This is a genomic window from Shouchella patagoniensis, from assembly GCF_002019705.1.
Taxonomy (GTDB): domain Bacteria; phylum Bacillota; class Bacilli; order Bacillales; family Bacillaceae_D; genus Shouchella; species Shouchella patagoniensis.
The window spans coordinates 1,408,675-1,433,579 of record NZ_KV917377.1; the positions used below are offsets into that span (position 1 = coordinate 1,408,675).

Consider the following 24,905-nt stretch of genomic DNA (forward strand, 5'->3'; position numbering starts at 1 on the left):
GCGGTAGCCTAATTAGTTAGTAACTCCGGGTTTTGGTGGATGTTGCCAATAACCTCACCATCATCCAAATAGTTAAGATGAAGTCCCATGAGTGATTCTTCACCTCTAAAAAGTTGAAACATACCCCCGTAATAAGTAACTGTCATTATTTCTGGAAGCGGTGCAGATGATTCAAAAGAGAGTTTATTAACTTTTATTAAATCCCCCTCATAAATCTCCGTACCGTTCTTGTCTTTGAGTCCGGTGTATTGCATTAACGGTGAATAATACCTGTCTTCAGCAACAGCAAAGCGCATATGATCTTTGAAACTATCCATAGCCAACAGTTCATCCCACGCATACATAAATTTATTTTCTTTACCGTAAACTCGAAACTTTATCTCCCTCATTTTGAAACCTCCTAATAACCTATTTTTTAGTAACTCCGGGTTTCGCTTAACGTGATTTCATCGAATAGAGGAATCGCATCCTTGCCGTTATCAATCCAGAACGCCCCTTCTCGATAGACTACATTGCCAGTTACGAATTTTTCGCCATCATATCTTGTGGCTTCATCACCTTCCCAGATCTCGTCTCCATTTTCGTCATATACGCCTGTTGCTTGTCCGACTGTTTCAGGATCGACTTTCAACCACCATTCATGCGCTAAATACTCGCTATCCCAATCTGCTACAGGACCGACAATAAACGTTAAATCTCCATCTTTAATCAGATTTCCATACACCCAACCATTTGAATGCGTAAGGTTTAATTCTTCCATTTCCTTTTCGCTCATTGTTGCTTTACCACGGAATAAAATATCTCTCATATTAACCTCTCCTTTGGCGGTAGACCGCTATTCTTTAGCCGAATCAATGAAATTATCTAAAGGCTCTAAGTCGCCGTTTAAATGCCAATTAGCTACTTCTAATCCATCACCGTACAATTCATCAAAGTAGTCGCGGAAAGCTTTTAGTTTTTCGTTTTCTTCCTTTAGCCTTTGTACTTCATCAAACAAATCTACGTTTATTTGTTGCTGACTCATTTTCCCCATCTTTGTAAATCCTCCTTTGGCGGCAGGAGCCGCATTGTGTGGTCATACCGCGCATTAATCTTCCACAAATTCATACGTTCCCAACGCATCATTGAATTTATAATGAGGAGGAATTTTTCCATTTTCACATAACTCAAAAGCTAACTCATAAGCTTCTTTTGAATCAAATTCATACTCAATTTCTTTTAATATTTCATTTTCTTTGAAAGTGTAAATACCGTTATTACTACTTCCTAAATCTTCATCTGCATAGCTATATTCAATAACTACATTAGGAAAGATCCATGCGATTTTTTGAATGAGTTTCTCAACACCGTTCCAAGCAGTTTGAAAAAATACAGTGTCATCGGAACTTCGTACATCTGGTTGGGAATAAGCATTCCATTTAGTTCCCCAATGTTTTCTTTGCCAATTCAAAATTGTATTTTCACTGCCCCATTTCTCTTCATCTTCTAGTGAAATACCTTTTACATCTGGCGACACTCCATATATCCATTTAGGAATAGGAGTTATTTTACTGAAATCTATTGTCCCAATTCCTTTTTCATCAATCTTTATAAAATCCATTACTGCTTGTACTTCCTTTTCTAAACCAATAACTTTTAATTTATTCGAAATGTGATTTGGCACTCTTAACACTCCCCTACAGTTTATGGATACTACTTGTCTTACCGGATAGGTGATAATCAGAATCAAAATTTCTCAAGTTACTCTTCTTCAAAATTCTTCGATACTTTAAAAGCCTTTTTATTTCATTACTATTAATTACTACGTTTAAACGTTGCTTTGAACTAACATGCGGATAATTTCTTGATACCGGATCTTTTAAAAACTTACGACTCTCTCTAATCCACTCAATCCGAGCGTGTACACAACTTGTTAATTCGTTATAAGAACATGAATCAAATTGACCTCTCATTCAACTTCATCACCCTTCGTATTTTTTTCATGTCTACTCGCACCTTGAAAGAATAAAATAGCTATAGTTGCCATTACTGCCCACAGGATAAGGAACAGCAGGGTGATCATGACTTATCCTCAAGTAGTTTGACAGGAACACCGAATGCTTTAGCGACACTAGAAGCATGTATATGTCCTTCTTCATACAAATCAATCGCCTTGTCCAAATAATCCCTTGCCTTTTTTAGATCTTCTAATCCGTTCTTCTTCGGATACCGGGTCACATACTTGATGACATTTCCAATAAGAAAACCTTCATAATTTGCTTGGCTCATGTTGGCTTTCATGTAAGTGAGTGGGTCTATTTTTGATTCGTAATGGGAAGGTCTTTTGGGATTAGTCATTCAGCCACCTTCGTTTCTAAGATGTACCCTACCGAGTTAACATCGAGAACCGTTACATAAAACGAATCCCCAACATCCGCTAAGAAGGCCACCAATTTTTTCTTGTCCCCTTTTATATAAACCTCCACTTTTTCTCCGTCCCAATATTTAGGTCGTAGAGATATATGGTAATACGCGTCCGATCTGTTCATATCACACCTGCTCCTTCAATGGACGTCTTTGAAATACCATCTTCACAAAATAGAAATCATCCTTGTATGCAATAGGAGCAGCACACTCCCACCCGCGTTCTTCTTTGTTTTGTATAGCTTTGGTTAATGCCAATTTGCTTTTATCTTTGATTAGTAACCCCGGCTCCCCACAGGAAGTGCGGTATTGCCTAGTATCTCTACGTTTATTATGCAAAGTCATATCGTCCAACCATTCACTCTTTTCACGTTCTGCTCTCGATCTGCTCCTCATAGCAAGCCCTCCTTTTATTAAGAAAGGCAGGAATGAACCTGCCCACAGATTATGCGATTACGAAGAATTTCCCTGCCTCAATTTCTTCTTTTAACGCTTGCTTTAGATAAGCCTTAATATTTTTCATGGCCTTCAATTCCCAAGATCCGCCATCTGCTTCAAATAATGCACAACTTGGACCATTCTTCATTCGGAAGATAAATTCACTTTCAGGTTGTTCGACTTCAACGAATGTACGAAATGGCTTAAGAATGACCGGGTTCGGTACAATGACTTTGTCCACATTTGCCACACCTGTTTTTGCAACAACTGATTGTGATACTCCGTCATCACCATAGGTGCTTACGTTTTCTTCTGCGATATTGCCGACTACTTTTAAAACAATGTCTCGATCATCGTTCTTAACAAAACAAGACTGCAGCTTGATGTTAAAAGACTCGGAATCATAGAATCGATCAAAAGTGAAGTCTGGAGTTAATGCATGTGCCTTGATAAAGGAATCGCGGTTCTTGTCTTCATTGAATGAACTAAATGCAACTACATTTCTTGGATCTTCAACCTGGATAATTAATTGTTCTGTTTGATCAATATTTGATTTTAGATATTCCACGAAACCAGATAAGCTTCGTACATTGAATGCTCTTGCAGTTGGTTGTTCTATTAAATGCAACGGCTTATCCGTAAAATTTTGACCACTAACTAAAAACTCTTTCACTTCACCTAAACCAACAAGATATTTCATCGCTTCTTTTAACATTTCAAAACAGCTCCTTTTAATTGTTTGTTTTTACTTACTTAGAATTTTGTTTTCTGAAATCAACGATCTTTTCACCTGTATCTTCGTAAACACCAGTTTCATCGAAATACGTTTGCCCTTTAACTCCACTACGTAATTCTTTACCAGTGATTTTTCCAGCGCCATCTTGATCGATGACAATCTTAGTTTCAATGTCTTTAGCTGGAGAAAGTGTGCTTTTCGCCTGAATACCAACACTTGCAATGTCCCTTTCACCGTCGGCTTTCAGCGTTACAGTAAGAGTTAGCTTTCGTGCTTTCTTAGGATCTGTGTTAGGATCAGCTATATTTTCAAGAACCTTTTGTAACTCAATGTTGAAACGCTCAATAACAGCTCCGTTTGCAAATTCATTTAAATCGACAATCTTACTCATGAAATCATCTCCTAATTTTTTATAAGTTCACGCGCCATATAATGTAGCGTGTAGTAAATGTAGTTACCTGTGTAAACCGGGTTAATGAAATGAGTGGTGAAGTCATACCTTGCTTCAAAAGTTTTTAACGATCCCAGTAAAGATTCAGGTTTGTACTGACTTCGGTACGTACCATTTAATATTTTTGAATAACCCTCAACATCCTCAACCAATAAAGTAAATGGCTGGCGTGACGCTCGGATCAACTCGTTTTCAAATCTCGTTCGATCTTTAATTGATTCAACCAGCTCGTCTACCCCGTTCTTCCGTTCAACGCAACCAGCAACGAATAAGTCACGCGCAATTCCTAGTTCTGCATTGGCTGGTATAAAACACCCGTAATCACCCGTTTTCATAGTCCGATTAACAAACGGTATGTCTTTTTTAGTAAAATAGTCTCTTACGTGTTGATTCTTTTTTTCACGAGTATCCACAGTGATGGTTAGAGTTTTCAAAATTTCGTCTACTTCTTTTGGAGTGTATCTGTATCCCAAGGCTGACATTTAATCAATCCCTATCTGATGTTAGCTTTTCTTTGATAAATTGCCTTGCGTCCTCAATATCTTTTACTAACTCACCTAATGTTTCAGCCTTCGATTTTGCGATTTTGATATTTAACAATTTCTGAATTGCTTGCTCTGGCTTCCCAAAATAGCCATGCGATTTATAAAGGTCGGCGTTAGTCTTCTTATCTTTCTTGCCTGTATATTCTTTTAGATAGAATTGCGTTTCGTCACTTTCTAAATATAAATTTCCTTCTATTTGTACCTTCATGATCACGCCCCCTTCTTTTGTCGACCTGCCATCGCTCGATTGAATAATTGTTCTGCCAACTGGTCCGTTTCTTCGTTTTCATAATTAGCTGTGCATTCGTCATACTGCCAGCCATTTTCTTTAAGCAGATTCATTCTTTTAATAATTAATTCACAGCAATCAGGGTTATTAATTAGAAAAGAGACGATTAAATCAGGATTATTAACTGGTTTATTTAAAAAACAATCAATTAATTGGTCGTTTGTTGATAAAATAGCGTGTTTTTTAGCCGAATAATCGCCTTTTAATTGATTAATAATCCTCTCTTTGTATTCTTTCGCATAATTAATAGTAAGCTCACTTACTTTGCTTGCATTAACCACCGTAACCCCTGTTTCATCAAGCTTTATGTCCGCTCCGCACTTCTGAAAACTTGCTATAATTTCCTTTGGATGCATGGTTTTCACCTCAAATTGGGTTATTAAAGGGTTATTAAACTTTTCAATTCAGTAACCCACTCAAACCGTTGATACATTAAGCTTTTACCCCTCGGGTTATCGGGGGTTACTTAAAATCTACATGTAAGCTCTATATAGTATTTATTTATTTTTTATAGAACCTAACATAGAAAACTCAATAACCCTCAGTAACCCATTCAGCAAAAACATTGATGTAACAGTACTTTCACAGTTTCAAAGTGTCTTTTTCGCTAACCTGTTCAGTAACCCGTTCGATAACCCTTAAGTCTGGATTGTTCTTCATAAGAGCCAAACCGACAAAGTAAGTTTTGTTTTTCGCTCCCTTTTTCTTTTTAAATCCTCTGCTTTCGAGTAGTCTATAAAAGGCGCGATTCTTTAATTCGAATTCACCATTCTTGAAACAGAAATCTTTGTACTCGTTATACAGTTCCTTCGCTTCCACTTCAGCAGCATCAGCAACAATACACTTTTCGTCCAAGAACGGGCCCATTATATCCATGTCTTCACGGTAAGCTTGCGTTGCCTGTTTGATGGACTTAGGATGCTCAAGGCCTTCCTTCTGCCACATCAAGCAGCCTTCCACCGCCCAAGCAAGTATCCCAGGCATTTCAGCTTCTAACTTCTGTGGTAAGCGCCTGTCAACTTGACTCTTAGGGATTGTGACTTTGAATGGTATCTGGCAGATTCTTCGCCATATCCCCTCATCTGATCCGCGTATGACAGGTGGGTGGTTTGTGGTGAAGAAAATCTTAAACTCCGGTGTAAACTCGAAAAACTCTTGGCGCATGAATCGCGCTGTCATCTTTTCCCCACCTGTTATTTGCTTGACCAAACTCTCACTAAGCTGCTGCCCCTCTTCACTTTCCACAGCAGAGACAAAACGGGCCTTGTCCAATCGTGCGATATCGTTGTTAATGCCGCTATCATTCTTCTTACGGATGAATGTATCCGAGTTGGTTTGCTTACCGTAAGCGCCTAATATTCGCTGTATCGTATTAATAAAAGTGGATTTACCGTTACGTCCGGTGCCGAACAAGAAGAACATTTGCTGCTCGGTTATATCTCCGGTGAGCGTGTAGCCAATTGCCTTTTGCATGAAGTGGATTAGCTCATGGTCCACATTGCCTTGATCATCTTGGAAAATGCTTTGTAAGAAGTTGAGCCAGTTCGGACATTTTGCATCTTTCTTGTATTCAACATCTGATATTTTCGTAAACAGATAGTCTCGATCATGCTGCAGGAGCTTTCCTGTTTTTAGATCAACTACTCCGTTCGCTACATTAAATTTGAACGGGTGCTTGTCCAACTCTTCATTTGTAACTGACAACATCGGTTTACTGTCAGCTATGCTAGCCATTCTTGTTGAACGCCTCTCACACTTTTGCGCCCAATCATATAGCTTCTTAGCCATCGGGTTATCTTCATTTTCTCTAGCCTTATCTGCTTCCTTGTATATGCCTCGCAATGTCCGCGCTGTGATTGTTTCAATCTCTTTCTTGCTATCTTCTTTCCACCGTTTACCGTCCCATATGAGCCATTCTCGCTCCCCGCAGTAACGAACATCTTTACCGTGTTGATAAACAATGCGCTCTGCATTTCCTAGCTCGGTTAAACGGAAGAATGGTTGTTTCTTCTTAAACTCATCATCATCAGCCTGTGGGAAAAATATTTGATATGGCTCTTGTTGTTTTGGTACAAAGTCAGAGATTGTTGAAGGACATGTGCTTGCTGCATTACGCACTGTCACCTGACCGTATGTACTCCCATCTGATGATGCTTGCCTGTCCCACTTTTCACGCATTAGGCCGGACTCTCGAAACATCGAATCCATCTTGCTTTCGTCCGCGTCTGTCCAGAAGGCTAAATGATTACAAAGTGCTAAGTCAGAAGAAGAATGATCATCATTGATTAAGTAACCATCAAAGAGTGATTTAATATCAGCACCCTTCTTGCTGTTGAACATCTTCTCCCATAGCTCACGTTCGCTTAAATCGCTTGTTTTAGTCCGTTGTTGTGGTGGTGAAGGCGTTGGAACCTCCTTGGTTTTATCTTCCATGTAATGTTGCCAGAAGTCTTTAAGAGCATCAGAACGTTCTTGAACTCCTGTGGGATGCACAACGTTTCCGGTAAAGGTGAAGTAACGGCCATGCCTGTAAACTTCAATGCCATGCTCAACATTTTTCTTACCTGTACCTGGTCCTCTAAGTGGCAGCTTACCTTTTACGATGATATGAAGACCATCACCACTAGGGGAAAATTCTGTGTAGCTGTCTAACTGATCCACAATATCTCTTGCTACATCTGAATACGCTCCATCCTCTATACAATGGTCCAAGTCGACACCAACGAATGGATCGTCAGTAGAAAACATGAACCCTATTCCGTCAAACTTGCCTGTTTCATACGCTTCAACAGCTTTATCAAAGCTCGACCAATCTTGCCTATCATTTGCTTTAGCGTGCCATCCATCAGCTTTATAAGGCACTTTGGTTGTCTTGCCCTTACGTTCCTCTTTGCGCCATACAATCCACTGTGGAAAGTCGCGCAGTTCTTGCGGTATATTATTGAATTGATACTGCATGTAACCGACTCTCCTTTAGGGTGAAGAGGGGACAAAGCCCCTCATGTATTGACGACTCAGAACGGTACGTCATCATCCTTAATATCAATTGATCCACTATCTGGCTTGCCAACTTCAGGAGACTTGAATCCATCAACCTGTGGGTAGTAACGACCGTTATGTTCTCTTAGACCTACAATCAAACGAACCTGTTTGTTTTGCATTGACTTTGCCCATTCAGTAAACGATTCAAAGTCTGTACCCTCTGGAACACCTACTGCCATTGATAACGCTTGGAATCTCCACATACTTTTTTCGGATACTACGAAATTGTCATAGTTAATTTTCTGTCCTTTATTAGATGGTTGTGGTACATCATCACGTACTTCGTAAGTTAAAATGACCATGTTACTACCTGACTTAGCTTGCTTCATTTCATAACCTACAACTGTTGCTTCGTACTCACCTTTAACCCAATCTTCGAACTGGCTTACCTGGCTATAATCTACTTTTAATACTGACATTAGAAATCACTCCTATTAGTTAGTTAAAATCTCGTGTGCTCTTTTCATTACTTTCAAGCTAAAATCGCTTACCTTCTGTTCGTTCATTTTAAATTCGAGACCAGCTAAAACTTTTTGCTTTTCCTCGTTGCTTTCCACAGCTTGAAGGATCTCACTAAGCAACTGCTGTCGCTCGTTTTCCTCTGCTTCTTCACGTTCGGCGTTCAACCTCGCTTCTTCTGCCTTCACATCCACACCCAACTCCAACCAACGAAACAAGCGGCGACCATCATTAATTGTGACTTGAAACTCTTCCTCACCGAATAAGTGGGTGTTGTCCTTTGATGCCTTAGCCATGTGATTCATATCAACGTTTAGGTTAAGCATGAACTCATATTCCATTTCATCTTTTTGGACAGGCTTTGTGCCAATCTTGACTGGTTGCTGCTTTCCCTTATCATTCAACTCCATTGCGTATTCTTGTTTAGTTCTTAGAGTTGCAATGATATGAACATCATTCCTTGTGAGCGTTTTTACAAGACTAGAAGTTTGAGGCGCTAACTTCCCCCAATTCTGAAACGAGTTACCGCTCATGGCTCCATGAGTTTCTACAATCCCGCCTTCTCCCTGCCAGTTATGAGACAAGGAATCAATCACAATGATCTCTGCACCTGCTTGCTTTAATGCCATAACAGCTTCTTGATATCGCGCTGTTGTATATGGTGGCTCAAAGTTTATATGAAGAAACTCGCCAACCTTTGTATCTTCATCAATGTCACTTCCGAAGTACAGAAGCGATCTTTCGTGCTCCGTGTCAGCCAGTCCTACTTTCTCCCACACTTCTTCGTCCCTAAGCTGTGGGTAGGCTTCACGCATCATTCCAAACGCCATTATGAGCGCACTGAACGTCTTACCTGCTCCACTTGGTCCCATAAAACCTGCAATTAGTTTCTGTTTCTCACGTCTTGCCTTTTTTACTTGCAACAGTGATCACCTCACACTTCAACTTTAAAAGTAGTACCGCCTTGATCCATTTCCACACCTTCCACACGTTGACCGAGAGCATCGACAATAACGGCTTGTCCATCTACCTTAGCTACATTAAGAGTCTTCTTGAAATCTCCCCAACGGACTTCTTTTTTAATAAAGGTATCTAAACCTGAAGCTTCAATATGTTCTAATAAAGAGTCCTGGTTCATAGCGACAAAGTCAGGTTTCTTAGTAATACTTTTTGATTTCCCATGTGGGGACTTCAATGTTTTTTGCTTTGGATTCTCTTCTAATTGCTTCATATGGTATTCCTTAATTAGAAATTCAAAGAATGAAATCGAGTTTTCTAAAGGCTTCACTTCTTCTGCCGACCACATCGTGACTCGTTCAATCTCTCTAGCGGCAATAGCTTTTGTGTCCTGTATCTGTTGTTGATAGGCGGCCATTTTTCTGAATGCCCAATTCAATCCTTCTTGGTCTTTAATGGAGAATCGTTCTTTCGTTTCTTCACTTAATTCGTGTTCTTCCAACTCTTCAATTTCTGCTTGTTGAAAAGCATTCATTTGCAATCTCCCCTTTTTAATCTTCTATATAAGATGCTTTGTAAGAAATGCCATTGTATATAGAACTGTTGTTATAAATCGCACCAGGTTTATACTTGTAGCAACGTTCTTCTTCATCATGGAAATAATCAAGGTCATACCATTTTCTAAACATCTTTGCGTTCGCTTCAGCTTCCTTCTTCGTATCAAACAGAAATTCGAACGTCCCTTCAAAACCTTCACCTAACAATGTGTTTACCATCGAAATTCTTTTTTCATAACTCTTTCTCAAGTCTTCCATTTGCAATCCCTCCTAATGGTGGTATACTAATTTCAATAATTTGTTTGTAATTAGCCGCCTCTGCAAAGGTGGCTTTTTTCATATCATGATGATGGCTGGTCTACCTGTTTCGCGGTGGATGACGTGAAGTTCATCATTCAAAGCCTTTGTAATCAACCACTTATCAGGTGACTTGCCTGCTTCTTTCATTAACTTCTTTTGCGCTAACGTTCCTTTTTTACCGTTCTTCAATTGTCTTGCACCTCCCAATCGATTAAAATTGAAACACTCTCTTTCCATCCAACATGTTGCTCATCCATTACTTCAACGTTAAATCCTGCAGTTTTAAGATATTCCTTATAAGAAACAATTGATTTATCATCTAAAGGAGCATCGTAAATAGTGTTTCTTTTAATAACGAAATGGTTAAATCTCCTTACTGCACTATTGAGTGTAACGAGAATTGCTTCTGCGCCTTTTTTTGCTTCGTTTGTAATTAGAACATCAATTTCTTTTAATACTCTTATACGAGTATCTTCAATTCCTTCACTAGCTAGTTTCCTTGCTTCAATCGCGTTCATAAGTCACCCTCCAATTTTTCAGACCAGTAATGCTCTGGCTTTCTTTGCTCGATGCACTTGTCTGCTTGCTCTCTCACTTCTTCAATAGAAGATCCTTCAATATCGATGTGATCTTGATAGTCTCCGTAATCCAAATGGATTCTGAACTTCATGGCTTGTCCCTCCTGTGGGTAGCTAAAATAGTAAATCTACAAACAACCAAGCAAAGCTTATAACCAAAGCACCTAAACCAATTCCAGTACTTAGCAGCGCTTGCTCCTTATCCGTCATGGCATCACCTCCTTTCAGCTGCGGGGAGCTTGTCCCACTAATATTTTTTTAAATATATCCTCCAACTTTTAGAACCTCTTCTAGTTCTAACTCGTATGCATTAGATAACTTCATCAATGTTTCTAAAGTTGGATTTAATCTTTCGCCTGTTTCTAATCGTGAGATCTGGGCAGTACTGACACTAGAACGTTCTGCCGCTTGAATAATAGTAAAGCCTTTTTCTTTTCTGATAGTTTTAAGGTATAATCCTATTGAAGTTTCTTTTACCGCATCCATTGCCTTTCACCTCGTTTCCCTTTAGGTAAATTTACCTCTTGGAAATAATATACCTCCTATTTCCCTTTAGGTAAAACTCCAAATTTAGCCATATAACAGTATATTTGTTCGTATTTAGGCAAAATTAAAACTTGGTAAATATTTCTCTTAAAATTACTTTACCTTTCGGTAAATTACTGGTATATTTATTACATAAAGGTAATTACCTCAAGGTAAATTAAATAGATATGATCAATGGGAGGAAAAATAAATGGAAAACTCTTTCGGTGTATTTATTAAAAACATTAGAACTGATAAAGGAATTACACTTAAAAAATTAGAAGAAAAAAGTGGTGTCAGCATCGCTCAAATTTCTAGATTAGAAAATGGCACAAGAAAATCTCCAAGAGCTGAAACTGTAAAAGCTTTAGCTGATGCTTTAGAGATCAGCCATAAAAGCGCAATGGCTGCTGCTGGATATGTGGTTGATGAAGAGGTAAAAGAAAACGAAGAAAAAACCCTTACTAATGAGCAAAGGTTTCTTAAAGATATTGAATTAGACATTTCTGATGAAGAGTTATTAGATAAATACCCAATTAATTTTGACGGACTTCCTTTATCACCTGAAGAAGCAAAAGTAATTATTTCTATTGTTCGTGCGAAGCGTTCTTCAAACGATCAATAGCTTCTTTGAATTCTTCTATTGGTATACCCGAAGTTTCTGCCAATTTTTCTAAGTCCACCCCGTCTTTCATAATTGGACCCCCTTTGATTGTAACGTTTATTTGTCAAAAATATTATATTTGCACACGTTTCGAGACATTATATTTCAGTTAATTCCTTCCGATATATCCTATGGATACGGAGGGGATTTTTGTTTTGAAAAGACTAGCTGAATTACGGTACAAACATAACCTTACACAAGAACAATTGGCAAAATTGCTATCAGTAAGTCGTAATACATACGCCAATTATGAATTAGGTGTAAGAGAGATGGACTATTCTATGTTGGTATTTCTAGCGAACCACTATAAGGTAAGCATTGACTACATATTTGAAAGAACAGATAATCCAATCTTACCGGAACAAATTTCAACCGATGAGGCTGAATATGTAGAAAGAAGCTTAGAGCTTTATAGAGATATGAAAAAGAAGCTTTAAGAGATCAGAGGCACTTTGCATCGTGCCTCTTTATAAACATAATACACGAACAAACATTCCTATACAAGTTTGATTTCGGTTGCTTAATTACATATATGTAACGTTCAGCAACTTTTTGCATTTAAAAAATTATCTGTCAACTGGATTGGTAGGTCCCAACGGAACTACTACACTCTTAGGAGCCGGATCTACTGGATTGATTGGTCCTGCTTGTGCAACTGAACCACTTCCAATAATGACTCCTAATGTCAAGACCGTCAGAATGGAACTCTTAATTAACTTTTTCATAAATATCTTCCCCTTTGTGATTGTATAGCCGATATAATTCCCTCTCAAAAATCTTGATAAAGAAATTATCTCCTGCTTTCATCATTATACCATGTGCTTCCAGTATTAAGGGGAAATTTCTTGTTGCGATGCCTCTATAAAGCAATGAATATGGAGTCACTTCAACTCGATCTAAAACTTCAATCGCTTTATCAATCTCACCTCTAACAATATACTGATGTGCTAACTCTTCTCCATCAGTCAATGACAAATCAAACTCTTCACCATGAATGTTCTTAACTAAACATAAATCATTTTCAAGAACCGCTTTAGATACTTCCTCGAATCCTGATGCATAGTAAAGTTTGCTTGCTTTTTTAAACAAAAATTCACTTTCTTCTTTTCTGTCGAATATATAGGCGTGACCCAATGTGTGATGAGCAGAAGCAATTAGAGCATCTGTGGATGCATAACTATTAATTAAATGTCTACAGTACTCAACTGTTTTATCTACATTTCCCATTGCTTTCAATTCAGCATTTGCACCATATAACGACAGCCTTACTTTAAACGCTTCTTTAATAAACTTGTTTGCTATACCATCAATCTTAACTTGAATAGCATCAATTAATGAATGAACTGTATTGAATTTCATGCTACCAAAATAGAGACTAGCTTCGATCAAAAGGATTTTTGTTTTCAATTCTAATGAAGATGTTTTGCCATAATTATCCTTAGTGAACTCCATCATTTCAGCATGAGAAATATTGTCACGATTAAGGAAAGTTTTATAGACTTTTATATAGTCTGCAATTTCCCCCTTCTTATCTGCATGCTTTTCAATCAATTGTTTTGTTAATTCGTCTCTATTAAAATTTGAAGCATACTCAAAAGCGCATAGTATCCCAATCTTTTTATCGATCGTTTTACAGTAATCATCCATGATTTTTAAATAATTGATCGGATCAAGAAACCTCGCAACTCTCAATGCGTTGCTGAATTCTAAGGTGTTACCAGACAAAAACCTATGCATAACTGATTTTTGCAACCCTAATGCTTCAGCTATATTTGCGGATAAAATGTTTTTCTCATTCATTAAATTCTCTATTTCAATTCTGAACTGTTCCACTTTAACCGCTCCTATGTTCGCATTTTAAATTGCTCGATTTAAATTAATTGACGTTAAGCAACCGATAAATTAAATATAGCATTTGTTCTCAGATAATTCCATACTTTTCTATTAATTTTTATTGGGAAATTCCCTAAAGGTAAAAAACCCTATTCGCATAGGGTAAATTTATTTAATCTCTTCCCACAGCAAGACCTTGCATCCTAACTGCGATTCTACGCACCATTTATTCAATTCGTCCCTACGCACTATGCTTCTCGTCAACCACACCAGCTGTGGGAAGTAACCGTGAGTTTGTTGGAAGATACCCGTTCTCTTCATCTTTGCATATGTCTCTATCTTCTCTCTATTCACCTTCATCTTTTGCGTATTATCAATTTCCAGCAGATAAACTTTTTTATTTCCCAATACAGAAAGACTAAAGGTAACGTCTGGAATTACCGATAAACCATTGATTCGGAATGGAGCTTCTTTTGCCCAATGAGTAGGTTTACCAAAGTGCATGTAAGCATCTGTACGCATGAGATAATGCCTGACGTTGGAGATCTTTTGACGCGCATCCCCTTTTGCATCGATGTGCTGTGCGCCTCGTTTGTTGAGATAGAAAATATTCTGGCCATCACGAAATGAGTTTAGATATGGGCCCATTTGCGAAAGTACTTTACACGCATTCCGATCACTTTTTAAATTATGCAACTGCTGGATCTGCCCACGGGACATATAATCATGCTTATCCAAACTCGATAATATTTGAATCTCCCTCTTTTCGCTGAACTCCTTCGTTGTTCTCATGCTGCCTTTCCTCCTTGTGCTCTGAAAGATGTTCTTCTATATATTCGTTACTCATGAATGGAACTTGAACAATGTGCTTGCGGTCTGTTTGATAGATGGCACGACCTTTGATATACGGTAAGGACTCTGCCCCACCTTCATCTAGCACCACTTCACTCGCCTTCACCGTCTGCAACCGAAAGCACAACTTAGCATCTGCATTTTGCTTTACCTGACGTGGTAGAGTGTCCGCTGTGGGATACTGGGTGCAGTAGATGATGCGGTAGCCTACACCACCAGCAACGCGCGCAATGTAAGCCATGATCTTTTCACACTCTTGTCTGTCTGCCTTATCATCTTTATCCTTTATTCCTTGACTCGACAACTCCGCTGCTTCATCCACGACAATAAACACACGGCTAAACCGTTCACCTTTTTTCTCTGCTTCTTGAACATCTTCATATTTCTTTAAATCAAAATAAGATATCCGCGCTTCAATATCTGCTTTGATTGCCTTTAGGTGCGTCAGCGCCTCCTGTGGGGAGCAAGACACTGAACGTACCTGCTTAACATCTTTGAACCGATTAAACGCAAGCCCACCCTTTAAATCGATCAGGGCAAGCTCTGTGCGTTTAGGTTCATTCATGATTAATGTAGTAACGGCCATCTTTAGAAACACAGTTTTTCCGTACCTCGTAGTGCCAGCAACAATAAGATGAGGGATCTTTTCAAAATCATGTTGCACTAACTGTGTACGGCTGATGCCCACAGGAAGCGACCAACCTTTTGTGATGTTTGCATATGGAATTATTTCAGGCATGGGAGCATCATACACACGGATCCTTAGCATCCCATCATATTCAACAGCTACTTCTTTTTGTAATCCATTCTTCTTGTTATTCACCCCATCCTGCAACCGTGGCAAAGCTTTCTCGAAATCCTCAAAGGTCATACCCAACGGAATCCGATACACATATTCAGTACCACCGTTGATTGCAGTCTTTCGATGCAAACGACATTTCTTAACAACCGTATTTTCTCCTTGCTTTTCTTTTGTCAGCAAACCACTCACTTCAAATATCTTCTCAAGCTTACCTCTATCACTCCACTTGCGGCGCACATTCAACACGACTCCACAGGCGGCACCGACAAGGAGAGGAGAAACAAAAACAAAATCCAAACTTCCCACCTCCTATTAACCTAAAATCCCTACCCACAGGAACTGCTATATTGCTAGGCTATTAATTGAAATAACGATACTTTAAGAGTTCCGATTACACTTCTCATACCGAAAATTCATAAGAACGTTCCGTGAAGAAAGTGAAGGAACCATAATGTACTGCCTATCATGAAGATAGCTTTCAACCAAGAATCCAAGCCTACGTCCATAATATACGCTCCCATCTTTTAATTAACTTCTTACCATCTTCTGTTAGATACATCCCAGCTACTTGAGAATGGATGAACATTAATACCTCTTCATTCAAACCTTCGCCTGCTAGTTTTATTTTCATTTCTTCAGCTGATAGAAAAGAATTTTCCTTTGAACCTTCTTTCGCCCGTTCTAATCGAACCTTAATGTTGTTGTTTTTCATGCTGTTCAGCTCCTTTTTGTTTTGCAAGTTTACTTGCTTAGTAAAGCTTATTGGCTACCGATTGTCCCGTATGACCATTTATTTAAAAAAATGTTTACACGTGGGGAAATTGGACATACTGGCTCGTACAAAGGAGCTGATCAAATGTTTGGAACTGGACTAGGTAAACCACGGAGTAAGTTTGGTAAATGGCTTGATAAGCAAGGGATTACTCAAACGGAACTGATAAATGAATCAGGCTTGGGCAAAGGAACGATTAACCGATTGTGCATTAATGACGATGAACCCACAGAAAGAACAATTTATTTAATTGAACAAGCTTTTGATGAAATGGGGATTCGCTTCAACTCAAATAAGTTTTGGTGATTGGAAACTTTTTCTTGAATATTCTCGTAGTCTGATAGTAAGCTTTTCATAGGACTATTTAAGGGGGAGTTATATTGAAAAAGGTTTTATTAATTGGAGTTCCGATTGTAGTTATTCTAGGTGTAGTTATCTTTTTTATCTTTTCAGGGAACCACAATGAACAATTAGCATATGAAGATACCGTAAAATTGTTTGAAGAACAAGCTGCTAATGATGGTCAGTCAGTGGAGTTATTAGATTATGAATCAACAATATTTAGACAAGATGGCAACAATTATGAATTACACGGATTAATATGGATAGATTTCCCTGAAGGAGAGAGACAAACACATAGCTATGTTATGAATGTATCTTATCCGCCTATAGGATCACCAAGTTTCAAATGGGAGTTAGAAGAACAATGAGCCTTAATTGGCTCTTTTTTCTAGTTGTAATACGAACATATATTCGTATATACTGTTAATAAAAACAAAAGGTGTGTTAAAAATGGCACAAGAAGATTATCTCAAGCGCGGGAATTTACTCTGGGAGGGCATGAGAATGATGCTCCCAGAACATAAAGAAGCGTTGATCAAGCAGGAAAAAGAAGAATGGAAAGTACCTTTACATGGTGAACTGGATGAAGATCAGTGGTGGGATATTGGAGAAATCATCATGGACGCTCTTAAGCATACGTTAAAAGTTAACCTGACCTATTGGGAAGATGGCTATTATATAGAGCGCGAATGCTACATATACAAAGTCGATCATCAAGAGAAGCGGGTACGAATTGAGTATGGGCCAGAGTATGAATCGGAACGTGAGTGGATTAATATGAGGGTGATTTATAATGTGCAGCGGGTTTAGGATACAAACCTAATCCCTTCCCTAATCTCTCCAATAACATTAAATCAGAGTGAGAAATTGATCTAAAGTGGCATACCTCATTACGAAGGGGTATGCTTTTTCGTAATAGCTCATGTAAGGATGGGCTGTGGTTGTAGAAAGGTAAAATGTAGATAATAGTACGGCGGTAGGAGTCTTGGGTGTGTGCAGGTACACGGAATTTCTCGGTAAGGTGGGAATGGATGGTGAGCAGCAGTGTATAGGCGCTGGCATTGTGGTTATGATTCATGGCATACCTCCTTTTTCTTCTATATTCGACATAAATAAAAAATACCCTCCCGATTAAGGAGGGCTTTTTACTGTAGTGAGACAAATACGGTTACAACCATAGCCGCTATGCCTAGAAGAGTGGTCAAAGCTAATGTCCAAATCGCTACTGTTGTTGCTTTTCGATTCTTCTCTCCGTCTTTTACTGTTTTTTCGATTCTATTAATTGTCTCGTTGAAACGGTCTTCTCGTTCTTTTGCATCGAGCGCAAATTGATCAACCTTTGCATTAAAACGATCTTCTCGTTCTTTTGCGTCAGTAGTAATTCGATCAATTTGTTTATCAATACGATCTTCTCGTTCTTTTGATGACTGTGAAATTCTACGCTCGCTGTCTCTAAAATCTTCCTTCAATTCAGAGTATCTTTGGTCAAAATCGTCACCTGCCATAACCAAATCAGCCTCCTCTTTCTTTTCAAAACTAATACGATTAAATATCAATGCACCGTCATATTTAGCTGTGTCTACTTTGCTAATCTTTATTGCTTTTTCATGGTCTATGTATCCGATAACATTGTCATGCGACTGAAAAGAAAGTTCTTCATCCTTTAAAAGAGCTTCCCAATCTACAGTTTTTTGTTGGAAATTAATTTTATACCTTTCTTCCATCTGTAGCACCTTGTTGGTTAGACTTATTCTTTACTTTTACAGGGAATTTTACTCGCTTTGAATTACCATCAATTATTAACTCAACCTCGTAAACGCCTTCAATGTTTAATTCAACATTGTTTAATCGAATATCCGCTTCACCAGTTGCCAATTCGTGTTCATCTGAACTTTCATTTAATGGAATGGGGTTAAAATTCAAATCACCACTATCTTCAACGACACCGTTGTTTGGATCTTTTACAATAAATCGAAGAACTCCGTCTTCCTTACTCTTGTTAATATCTTTATTAAACAGTGAAAAAGCAATATAAAAAGAATAATTTCCTGGAATATTAATTGGACTCATTACACCAATTGGCTTCATCATTAATTCACCATTAGAGGTCTTTCCGACATCTTCACAAACAATTAGGTAACCAATTTCCCACATTCTAATTCTCCTATCAATTAAGTAGTCACTTTAATAATAACAATAACTAAGTAATAAAGAGAAGCAAAAACACGAAAATAATAAAAGCTCGCAAAAATCTACGAGCTCTTTAAATTATGCTAACTGATTTACTCTTGCTCTCACCTGGTTGTATTGCGCTTGCGATATACCTAAAGAACGTCTGCGGTTATCGTGTCCGTTACCATGCTTACCAGCTATGACCTCACGTGCCATTTGATCAACAGACTTAGCAGGACTCTTTGAGCCACCACCTGCTCGACGGTTAACTTCAGCACGAACCTTTTCATATTCAGCCTGTGAAATACCTAGCGACCGTCTACGGTTATCATGACCATTGCCATGCTGATTGTTCAACACTTCAGTAGCCATTTGTGAAATGCTTTTCTTTGGCTTTGCTGGTGCTGGTTTGCTACCGCTTAGCTTTTGATTAACCAATGCTTGTACAGCATCATAGCGGTTGCCTAGTGACTTTTTACGAGCATCACCGCTGCCGTGCTTACCTGCAATGACTTCATCGGCTAGTTGTGCATCGGTTTTGCCTCCTGCAGACGGAGAAGGAGCTGGCTTATTATCTACAATTACTCCACCTACTTGCGATTCGTTAGGAACAGTCACCTTTCCACCAAGATAAGCAATCGCACCAGCGGCAATAGCTTCACCTTGCGCTTTTAGTTTTGAGTTATCTCTCATAGCGACAATATCAACTCTCGAATCCATAAAACCGCCTTCTGTCAGGATTGACGGCATTCTTGTTTCACGGTTAATATGCAGGTTCGCTTTTTTAATACCTCGATCTCTTAACCCCATCGCAGCCAAGTAAAGCGGATGTACAGCGGCAGCTAATTTTTCCGATTCAGGGTGTGAACCGTTTTGTGTGAACGTTTCGATCCCCATTGCATGGTTATACCAAACACCTGTCATCGCGTTATGGTGGATAGAGATGTAAATGTCAGCGCCCCATGCATTTGCGGCGTTTGTTCTAGTCTGTAACGACACATCCGTTTTACCTGAAGCATCATCAAAACGCCTTACTTTGTGACCGGAAGCTTCAAAGACAGCAACGGCAGCACGAACAACTTTGTCATTAAAATTCCACTCATATTCACCTGCAGGAGTACGTTTGCCTGGAGTAGAATTACTTCCACCGTGTCCTGCACAAATTGCGATTTTAGCCATAATTATTCACTCTCCTTTTGGTTTTCTTCTGGTCCTTGTCGATCAAATCCGCGTAGCTTTTCCTTAATGACTGGCGGTACCTTCAAACCAATCTTTGCTGCATTCTCTGTGATCGAAAGAATTTCATTAGCCATATAAAAAAGCACAGTCGCCGTTGCAACCATGCCGTTTAAATCCAATATCCTATCCACGATGTTGGCCACAATGATAATTCCAAAGATGGCTATTTTTCGTGCATAACCAAACAACGCCGACCGGCTACGCAGATCCTTTTCCTTTATTGCTTTCAATATCCCCGTGATTACATCAACAAGCATTAGGACAATCAATAAATCTAACCATTTCACGTTCCCAAATAGATATAGCTTAGCTACCTCAAGGCTTTCTAAATTAAAAAACAAACTAATATTCTCCATATCGACACGACCTTTTCTCCAAAATAAAAAGACCTATTCGGTCTCTGGTTCTCTTCCTTCTATTACTTTCAACCTTCGATCAATATCATCTACTAACATTACAAGAGGATTGACTATAGCCATCACCTCCCCAACTTGCTGATCGGTGTAGCCTTTTTGTTTTAAAATTTCAGCGTCCGTATACTTACGTGCTTCATTGAGTGCCCACGCTGCATCACCCTCGTCAGCTTTAGCATTCCATTTCTCACGTTCACCTGGTTGGATATGAAGCTGCGTGTTCTGCATATGCAATTGAAACTGACCATCGGGACCATTCACTGTTTCAAGAGCTTGTTTTGCGTTTGTGTCTGCTCTCGTTGCTGTGGACAGCGCCCTAGTGGTTTGACCTGCCACCGCATCTATTTTCTTACTAGCCTTGTTCGCTTGAGCCATCTGCTTACTAATATCGCGCCTGAAGTTGCCAATTTCTATTTCAGGACTTCTGCCCACAGCAAAGGGATATCTTGTCCGAGCCGTTACACGCGTTTGAATCAACATATCGAATGGTTCATATATCACCCAAACATAATCGAACAAACTAAACGGGTGAAGCAGGACGCCATTTTTTCTTAGTTCGGCAAGGGTAACTGTAATCGAATAATCAGGTACGTCTTTCATACGAGCGATCAATGATTGCCTTGCCTCTGTGGAATTCCTAAAACGTTCATCGTAATAAGCGCCATAATAATATCTAACCTTGCCATTAGAATCTAAATAGTTCTTTGCGTTAGGAGACACATACGTTTCGTGGATCTCGTACTTCTCTGTTTCATCATTCCAGTTAGCGAAGATCTCTCCATACGTTTCAAGATCAGACGCATCAATATGTTCTTCGATCGTTATCAAGTTATGGTCATGTCTGATCTGACTTTGAATCTGATTGATTCCTAGGCTTCCCACAGGGGCAATGATTACATGCGTTCCTTTTACATCGTACTCTGCATCAAAGCGACCGAGGAAGTATTTAAAAAGCGTCCATTGATCATCATGACCAAAGTTTTCAAATTCCTTTGTTTGAAAAGAACCGCGTATCTCATAAGTTACTCCGCTACCAGCAAAACAAATCTCTGCACATCTGTGGATAGATAATGTTTGTGTAAGCTGCTGTTTGAATCGCTGCGACCTCATCCGGTCAACTATTTCATGCTGGGCGATTATACTTTTACGTATAACATCATCACCTGTTTTACTAATCGTATCAATCACGTACTTATTGCCCTCGACCTCAACCTTCTCCTTATGATTCAATGCGTCAAACACTTTTGCATTCCTTCGCGTTTTCAACAAAGAAAAAGAGATAGAACGCTCTCCTGCGCCTACCTCTCGTATCATAAAATTCTGTTCGTCAAAGTCGATGATTGGTTGATTTAGACCTGACATGGTATAGAGTTGTGGTAATTCCATTAGATCACCCTATTTTTCTTTTTTAAAGATATCATTAATCTTATCTTTTCCTCTGTCTTCGTTAATATTAAGAATGCTTTTGTACAGATTTTCTAAATTCTCATCAAGATTCTCTGCATGCGTTAATAAATAGGGATCGTTATTATGTCTCAGTTCCCTTACTCTTCCATCTCTAAGTTGACGAATAGTGTAATTAATTTTTTCTATTTCATCAAAGTAATCTTTCTTAAACTTTTCTAATTTATCGGTCATATTATCTCCCCCTCTTTCATCTTCCATTATACGACAAAAAAGGGGAGAATCCTTTATAAAAGTTTACAAACTTTGACCTTCCTCTAACACTGGTTTAGCATTCTTATAATCGTCCATTGTAGCCATGTGACGGTAAATTTGCTTTTTAGTGTTAACTGACGAATCGTTAAACTCGGCAGTAAAAGGGATCCACGTTTCGCTACCGCTTATATGGGCTGCTCCTTCTAGAAACCTTTCTCTTGTGACATAGGCTCTTAATACAAAATCTACATTATTCGTATGCGCACAACGATATTCATGTATTCTTACGTATGCTCTCTCAAAGACCATTCCAATATCTGAGTTTACTCGATGCTCAATAGCCAAAATGTTTCCTCCTTTAAAGTGGTCTATATATCGGTACAAAACCTAAGCTATTACCTTTATCATCAAATATTTCGTACTTCCCCCATATCCAACCTATATTCTCGTTAAATACAAGTGAATGATTTCCAACTCCTATACCGCCTTCTGTAAGAAATTTCCCTCCCTGTTCAAGTGTTAAATTATTTCCTCCTAATCTAAATTGCATGCGGTGCGGCGCGGAGTAAATACCATAACTCATATCGTTAACGATGGTTTTAGCGTTTCCTCCTTGCTCATTTAGATGATGTTCAAAAACATACCCTCCGTCATACTCTTCCAGTAATAAACTATTTTGCGCAAGAAATCTCGCTCTGCTTCCTATACACTTTACAAGCCGAGTTTCGTTCTTGGCATTCTTAAGCATTAAACCAGTCGATTCACCCACTAACGTACTATTATTAACTGTAGTATCGAGTATAATTGGCGCACTCTTTGCATCTCTTTTCGACCACACATAAGCCCCTCTGATCTCCAAACCATGTACACGATAACGTTTGTTGTAGGTCGCAGAGGAACCTTTATCATCCACCCTCGCAAGGAATAGAAGATTCTCGCCATCGCCGTTAAGCTCGTAATAACCTTCCAAGATAAGTTTATGAATGCGACCACTGTTAACATGAACAGCCGCTTTATGATTTGTTTCCATTTGGACACCATCAATAAAGTGGATACCATGAATCTGGTCATTTGATGTTTTAGAATCGAAATAAGCTCCAACTTGATTATCGTTAATCATCCCTTTTTTAAATACAATCGCATTAAGCTCATGCCCGTTAAAATGAACTCCATACTTATTATGAGTAATTCTAGCGGTATCAAATTTCAGAGACCAACAATTATCTTCAAATAAGATACCTGATCCATCTTTAAAATTTTCGACGCTGAAATCATCAAAATCTCCCTCGGTCGCTCGATCTAACCTAAAGCAATAATCTGATGTCATACCGGTATCCTCGGGCTGAAAACACAAGTTAAGAATTTTAAATCGGTTTACCCGTTTATCAAGGGCGGTGCTGCCGATGTTGATACCTGCACCGTAGCGTAACTTAATAATAGTATTATGACGATTCATGCTCATGAGGACAAAGCGACTAAAATAAATGTAAATTTGTTCATCAATTAAATAATCACCAGGTGGGAAAAACAAAACTTTATATCCCTCCCAAGGTTGGGCTTCCATAAATCTTAACGCCGCCTTAAATGCCTCTGTCCAGTTTCCATCCTTGACTAGATGTTTCCACCAGCGAATGTTAACGCCTCGTCCTGTAAATTCCGTATTTAGTTTCTCGGAGATGTTGAATCCTTCTGCTTTAAAGATATCGATGTCCCCGATTTTCTCGTCAGTATGTGCCAACTGCGCGGTATTACGAGCCTGCATTTTTTGCACCATGTCCGCCGCTGTGGGTAGCGTTTCATGTGTTTCTGGATCAACACGGAGCATTAATACTTCTTGTAACTGATCACCTTCATCAAGTGCTGCTTTCACTTGCTCACTTGTTAAATTAGATTTAATTTCCGCTAACCTTGCTTTCTCTTCGGCAGATAATGAACGATCTCTAGCCACTTGCGACAAATGTTTCAAATCACTAATCTCAACTAATCGTTGATAAATCTCACTGTTAATTGGAGCATTAAAACTCATGTTCAGCCCTCCTAAATAAACAGAAACGGGAAGTCGAAGCCAATTTCAAACGCTCCGCTTGTTCCTGTTAATATGATTTCATTTGGTCCCGGTGCCAGTGTAATAATCCCTTTGTTTGTCTGTGGGAAGATAGGCTGGCTGTTCTTGTATGAAAAAACATCTTCAATAACTACAATGTCTCTTGTTGAAGTGCTGCCTTGGTATTGCCAAAACGTCCCTGTTGTTGTGTTACGAATACCAAGATTATTAGAAGCACCCTGATAGATTATTTTTAATTCCTCATTGATGCGCTTGGGATTAATTTCTGCATGACCAAGATTCCATATAACAAACCGCCTTGTCTGATGCTTATACTTAATTTCATCAGGTATAGCAGGAATGTTCATGCCGAATTGCCATAAGCCAGAGAAATCAAACCGATCATCAAGCGTTCCTCTCGAATACGCATAAGGAGAAGACGACTCTAATTGAATCTGTGCTTCCCCTGCGTAGTGAGCGATATGAGGTATTTGAAAACCATTAGGAGCCGTAACCTTCCATAACTTGTTCGGCTCGTTTTTAGTGGACGCATAGAATTCTTTCTTCCCACAGATAAGGGCAAGGAATTCAGTACGCTTGAGCAAATAATGCATGTAGCTCTCACCCTTAATGATCAAATCCCAGTCAATCATTCTACCTGCATAGCTAGAAGCCTGTGGGAGATAAATATGCCCATTTGAGCTACCCACAGCTTCTTGCCTTGCTTGTCGTTGCTGTAACGATTGCGGTAAAAATTTGCGCGACAAATAGCCAAGTTTCTCACAATCGAATACTTGACCTGTTTCAATATCTTCTATTAATACTGCTGGCAT

Annotated in this window: 40 protein-coding genes; 5 read left to right on the forward strand and 35 right to left on the reverse strand. The window is 38.9% G+C overall.

Annotated elements, in window-relative coordinates; translation table 11 throughout:
- Positions 1 to 8: 8 nt before the first annotated feature.
- From BK584_RS07565 to BK584_RS07655, 21 genes are all read right to left on the reverse strand, one after another.
- The gene (locus tag BK584_RS07565) at positions 9 to 389 is read right to left on the reverse strand and encodes a YopX family protein (protein ID WP_078392038.1); all 381 of its coding nucleotides are present in this window, start codon (positions 387 to 389) and stop codon (positions 9 to 11) included.
- A gap of 26 nt (positions 390 to 415) precedes the next feature.
- Positions 416 to 808, reverse strand: coding sequence for a YopX family protein (locus BK584_RS07570; protein WP_078392039.1), 393 nt, complete (start codon positions 806 to 808; stop codon positions 416 to 418).
- 27 nt (positions 809 to 835) lie between these two features.
- Positions 836 to 1,033, reverse strand: coding sequence for a hypothetical protein (locus BK584_RS07575; RefSeq protein ID WP_078392040.1), 198 nt, complete (start codon positions 1,031 to 1,033; stop codon positions 836 to 838).
- A gap of 54 nt (positions 1,034 to 1,087) precedes the next feature.
- Complete coding sequence (locus BK584_RS07580; RefSeq protein ID WP_078392041.1) at positions 1,088 to 1,663, reverse strand: DUF1281 family ferredoxin-like fold protein; 576 nt, start codon at positions 1,661 to 1,663, stop codon at positions 1,088 to 1,090.
- A gap of 395 nt (positions 1,664 to 2,058) precedes the next feature.
- Positions 2,059 to 2,337 carry a DUF3310 domain-containing protein gene (locus BK584_RS07585; RefSeq protein WP_078392042.1) on the reverse strand — a complete coding sequence of 93 codons (279 nt, stop codon included), beginning with the start codon at positions 2,335 to 2,337 and terminating at the stop codon, positions 2,059 to 2,061.
- Positions 2,334 to 2,528, reverse strand: coding sequence for a hypothetical protein (locus tag BK584_RS07590; protein WP_078392043.1), 195 nt, complete (start codon positions 2,526 to 2,528; stop codon positions 2,334 to 2,336). The genes BK584_RS07585 and BK584_RS07590 overlap by 4 nt, the downstream gene beginning before the upstream one ends.
- A 1-nt stretch (position 2,529) precedes the next feature.
- Complete coding sequence (locus tag BK584_RS07595) at positions 2,530 to 2,799, reverse strand: hypothetical protein (RefSeq protein WP_078392044.1); 270 nt, start codon at positions 2,797 to 2,799, stop codon at positions 2,530 to 2,532.
- Between the two features lie 49 nt (positions 2,800 to 2,848).
- Positions 2,849 to 3,556 (reverse strand): hypothetical protein, encoded by a 708-nt coding sequence (locus BK584_RS07600; RefSeq protein WP_078392045.1) that lies wholly within the window; start codon positions 3,554 to 3,556, stop codon positions 2,849 to 2,851.
- A gap of 34 nt (positions 3,557 to 3,590) precedes the next feature.
- A complete protein-coding gene (locus BK584_RS07605; protein WP_078392046.1) occupies positions 3,591 to 3,968 on the reverse strand; it encodes a replication terminator protein in 378 nt (125 codons plus the stop codon).
- A gap of 11 nt (positions 3,969 to 3,979) precedes the next feature.
- Entirely contained in the window at positions 3,980 to 4,510 is a 531-nt protein-coding gene (locus tag BK584_RS07610) for an ERCC4 domain-containing protein (RefSeq protein ID WP_078392047.1), read from the reverse strand.
- A 4-nt stretch (positions 4,511 to 4,514) separates the two neighbouring features.
- Positions 4,515 to 4,781, reverse strand: coding sequence for a hypothetical protein (locus BK584_RS07615; RefSeq protein ID WP_078392048.1), 267 nt, complete (start codon positions 4,779 to 4,781; stop codon positions 4,515 to 4,517).
- 2 nt (positions 4,782 to 4,783) lie between these two features.
- A complete protein-coding gene (locus BK584_RS07620) occupies positions 4,784 to 5,218 on the reverse strand; it encodes a hypothetical protein (protein ID WP_078392049.1) in 435 nt (144 codons plus the stop codon).
- 226 nt (positions 5,219 to 5,444) lie between these two features.
- Complete coding sequence (locus BK584_RS07625; protein WP_078392050.1) at positions 5,445 to 7,820, reverse strand: phage/plasmid primase, P4 family; 2,376 nt, start codon at positions 7,818 to 7,820, stop codon at positions 5,445 to 5,447.
- 56 nt (positions 7,821 to 7,876) lie between these two features.
- The gene (locus tag BK584_RS07630) at positions 7,877 to 8,323 is read right to left on the reverse strand and encodes a DUF669 domain-containing protein (RefSeq protein ID WP_078392051.1); all 447 of its coding nucleotides are present in this window, start codon (positions 8,321 to 8,323) and stop codon (positions 7,877 to 7,879) included.
- Between the two features lie 15 nt (positions 8,324 to 8,338).
- The gene (locus BK584_RS07635) at positions 8,339 to 9,289 is read right to left on the reverse strand and encodes an AAA family ATPase (RefSeq protein WP_078392052.1); all 951 of its coding nucleotides are present in this window, start codon (positions 9,287 to 9,289) and stop codon (positions 8,339 to 8,341) included.
- Between the two features lie 8 nt (positions 9,290 to 9,297).
- Positions 9,298 to 9,855 (reverse strand): host-nuclease inhibitor Gam family protein, encoded by a 558-nt coding sequence (locus BK584_RS07640; protein ID WP_078392053.1) that lies wholly within the window; start codon positions 9,853 to 9,855, stop codon positions 9,298 to 9,300.
- Positions 9,856 to 9,871: 16 nt separating this feature from the next.
- Positions 9,872 to 10,135 carry a hypothetical protein gene (locus BK584_RS07645; RefSeq protein WP_078392054.1) on the reverse strand — a complete coding sequence of 88 codons (264 nt, stop codon included), beginning with the start codon at positions 10,133 to 10,135 and terminating at the stop codon, positions 9,872 to 9,874.
- A 78-nt stretch (positions 10,136 to 10,213) separates the two neighbouring features.
- Positions 10,214 to 10,366, reverse strand: coding sequence for a DUF6906 family protein (locus BK584_RS24520; RefSeq protein ID WP_169871121.1), 153 nt, complete (start codon positions 10,364 to 10,366; stop codon positions 10,214 to 10,216).
- Positions 10,363 to 10,695 (reverse strand): hypothetical protein, encoded by a 333-nt coding sequence (locus BK584_RS07650; protein ID WP_078392055.1) that lies wholly within the window; start codon positions 10,693 to 10,695, stop codon positions 10,363 to 10,365. Before BK584_RS07650 ends, BK584_RS24520 begins: the two co-directional genes overlap by 4 nt.
- The gene (locus BK584_RS24525) at positions 10,692 to 10,847 is read right to left on the reverse strand and encodes a hypothetical protein (RefSeq protein ID WP_169871123.1); all 156 of its coding nucleotides are present in this window, start codon (positions 10,845 to 10,847) and stop codon (positions 10,692 to 10,694) included. The genes BK584_RS07650 and BK584_RS24525 overlap by 4 nt, the downstream gene beginning before the upstream one ends.
- A gap of 166 nt (positions 10,848 to 11,013) precedes the next feature.
- On the reverse strand, positions 11,014 to 11,241 hold the full coding sequence (locus tag BK584_RS07655) for a helix-turn-helix domain-containing protein (RefSeq protein WP_078392056.1): 228 nt from the start codon (positions 11,239 to 11,241) through the stop codon (positions 11,014 to 11,016).
- 250 nt (positions 11,242 to 11,491) lie between these two features.
- Between BK584_RS07655 and BK584_RS07660 the strand changes: the two genes are divergently transcribed.
- Together BK584_RS07660 and BK584_RS07665 are read left to right on the forward strand one after the other, a co-directional pair.
- A complete protein-coding gene (locus tag BK584_RS07660; protein WP_078392057.1) occupies positions 11,492 to 11,905 on the forward strand; it encodes a helix-turn-helix domain-containing protein in 414 nt (137 codons plus the stop codon).
- A 194-nt stretch (positions 11,906 to 12,099) separates the two neighbouring features.
- Positions 12,100 to 12,381, forward strand: coding sequence for a helix-turn-helix domain-containing protein (locus BK584_RS07665; RefSeq protein ID WP_169871125.1), 282 nt, complete (start codon positions 12,100 to 12,102; stop codon positions 12,379 to 12,381).
- Positions 12,382 to 12,510: 129 nt separating this feature from the next.
- Here BK584_RS07665 and BK584_RS24530 read toward each other — a convergent pair whose 3' ends face one another.
- From BK584_RS24530 to BK584_RS07685, 5 genes are all read right to left on the reverse strand, one after another.
- Complete coding sequence (locus BK584_RS24530) at positions 12,511 to 12,669, reverse strand: hypothetical protein (protein ID WP_169871127.1); 159 nt, start codon at positions 12,667 to 12,669, stop codon at positions 12,511 to 12,513.
- A complete protein-coding gene (locus BK584_RS07670) occupies positions 12,653 to 13,777 on the reverse strand; it encodes an AimR family lysis-lysogeny pheromone receptor (protein WP_078392059.1) in 1,125 nt (374 codons plus the stop codon). The genes BK584_RS24530 and BK584_RS07670 overlap by 17 nt, the downstream gene beginning before the upstream one ends.
- A 168-nt stretch (positions 13,778 to 13,945) precedes the next feature.
- Positions 13,946 to 14,569 (reverse strand): replication-relaxation family protein, encoded by a 624-nt coding sequence (locus BK584_RS07675; RefSeq protein WP_078392060.1) that lies wholly within the window; start codon positions 14,567 to 14,569, stop codon positions 13,946 to 13,948.
- On the reverse strand, positions 14,508 to 15,737 hold the full coding sequence (locus BK584_RS07680; RefSeq protein ID WP_437182733.1) for an FtsK/SpoIIIE domain-containing protein: 1,230 nt from the start codon (positions 15,735 to 15,737) through the stop codon (positions 14,508 to 14,510). Before BK584_RS07680 ends, BK584_RS07675 begins: the two co-directional genes overlap by 62 nt.
- A 190-nt stretch (positions 15,738 to 15,927) precedes the next feature.
- A complete protein-coding gene (locus BK584_RS07685) occupies positions 15,928 to 16,143 on the reverse strand; it encodes a hypothetical protein (RefSeq protein WP_078392061.1) in 216 nt (71 codons plus the stop codon).
- A gap of 144 nt (positions 16,144 to 16,287) precedes the next feature.
- Here BK584_RS07685 and BK584_RS07690 point away from each other — a divergent pair, with 144 nt between their 5' ends.
- From BK584_RS07690 to BK584_RS07700, 3 genes are all read left to right on the forward strand, one after another.
- Positions 16,288 to 16,509, forward strand: coding sequence for a helix-turn-helix domain-containing protein (locus BK584_RS07690; protein WP_078392062.1), 222 nt, complete (start codon positions 16,288 to 16,290; stop codon positions 16,507 to 16,509).
- Positions 16,510 to 16,583: 74 nt separating this feature from the next.
- On the forward strand, positions 16,584 to 16,913 hold the full coding sequence (locus BK584_RS07695) for a hypothetical protein (RefSeq protein ID WP_078392063.1): 330 nt from the start codon (positions 16,584 to 16,586) through the stop codon (positions 16,911 to 16,913).
- Positions 16,914 to 16,995: 82 nt separating this feature from the next.
- On the forward strand, positions 16,996 to 17,355 hold the full coding sequence (locus BK584_RS07700) for a YolD-like family protein (protein ID WP_078392064.1): 360 nt from the start codon (positions 16,996 to 16,998) through the stop codon (positions 17,353 to 17,355).
- Between the two features lie 335 nt (positions 17,356 to 17,690).
- On the opposite strand, the gene BK584_RS07705 is transcribed toward BK584_RS07700, so the two are convergent.
- From BK584_RS07705 to BK584_RS07745, 9 genes are all read right to left on the reverse strand, one after another.
- Positions 17,691 to 18,269 carry a hypothetical protein gene (locus BK584_RS07705; protein ID WP_078392065.1) on the reverse strand — a complete coding sequence of 193 codons (579 nt, stop codon included), beginning with the start codon at positions 18,267 to 18,269 and terminating at the stop codon, positions 17,691 to 17,693.
- Positions 18,253 to 18,699 (reverse strand): hypothetical protein, encoded by a 447-nt coding sequence (locus BK584_RS07710; RefSeq protein WP_078392066.1) that lies wholly within the window; start codon positions 18,697 to 18,699, stop codon positions 18,253 to 18,255. Before BK584_RS07710 ends, BK584_RS07705 begins: the two co-directional genes overlap by 17 nt.
- Positions 18,700 to 18,813: 114 nt before the next feature.
- Positions 18,814 to 19,896: an N-acetylmuramoyl-L-alanine amidase gene (locus BK584_RS07715; protein ID WP_078392067.1), complete on the reverse strand. Its 1,083-nt coding sequence runs from the start codon at positions 19,894 to 19,896 to the stop codon at positions 18,814 to 18,816.
- A gap of 2 nt (positions 19,897 to 19,898) precedes the next feature.
- Positions 19,899 to 20,312 carry a phage holin family protein gene (locus BK584_RS07720; RefSeq protein ID WP_078392068.1) on the reverse strand — a complete coding sequence of 138 codons (414 nt, stop codon included), beginning with the start codon at positions 20,310 to 20,312 and terminating at the stop codon, positions 19,899 to 19,901.
- 33 nt (positions 20,313 to 20,345) lie between these two features.
- Entirely contained in the window at positions 20,346 to 21,755 is a 1,410-nt protein-coding gene (locus BK584_RS07725) for a phage tail protein (protein ID WP_078392069.1), read from the reverse strand.
- Between the two features lie 9 nt (positions 21,756 to 21,764).
- Positions 21,765 to 22,007, reverse strand: a complete 243-nt coding sequence (locus BK584_RS07730; RefSeq protein ID WP_078392070.1) for a hypothetical protein — start codon at positions 22,005 to 22,007, stop codon at positions 21,765 to 21,767.
- 63 nt (positions 22,008 to 22,070) lie between these two features.
- Positions 22,071 to 22,373: a hypothetical protein gene (locus tag BK584_RS07735; RefSeq protein ID WP_078392071.1), complete on the reverse strand. Its 303-nt coding sequence runs from the start codon at positions 22,371 to 22,373 to the stop codon at positions 22,071 to 22,073.
- Between the two features lie 13 nt (positions 22,374 to 22,386).
- Complete coding sequence (locus tag BK584_RS07740; protein ID WP_078392072.1) at positions 22,387 to 24,054, reverse strand: hypothetical protein; 1,668 nt, start codon at positions 24,052 to 24,054, stop codon at positions 22,387 to 22,389.
- 11 nt (positions 24,055 to 24,065) lie between these two features.
- Entirely contained in the window at positions 24,066 to 24,905 is an 840-nt protein-coding gene (locus BK584_RS07745; RefSeq protein ID WP_169871129.1) for a phage tail family protein, read from the reverse strand.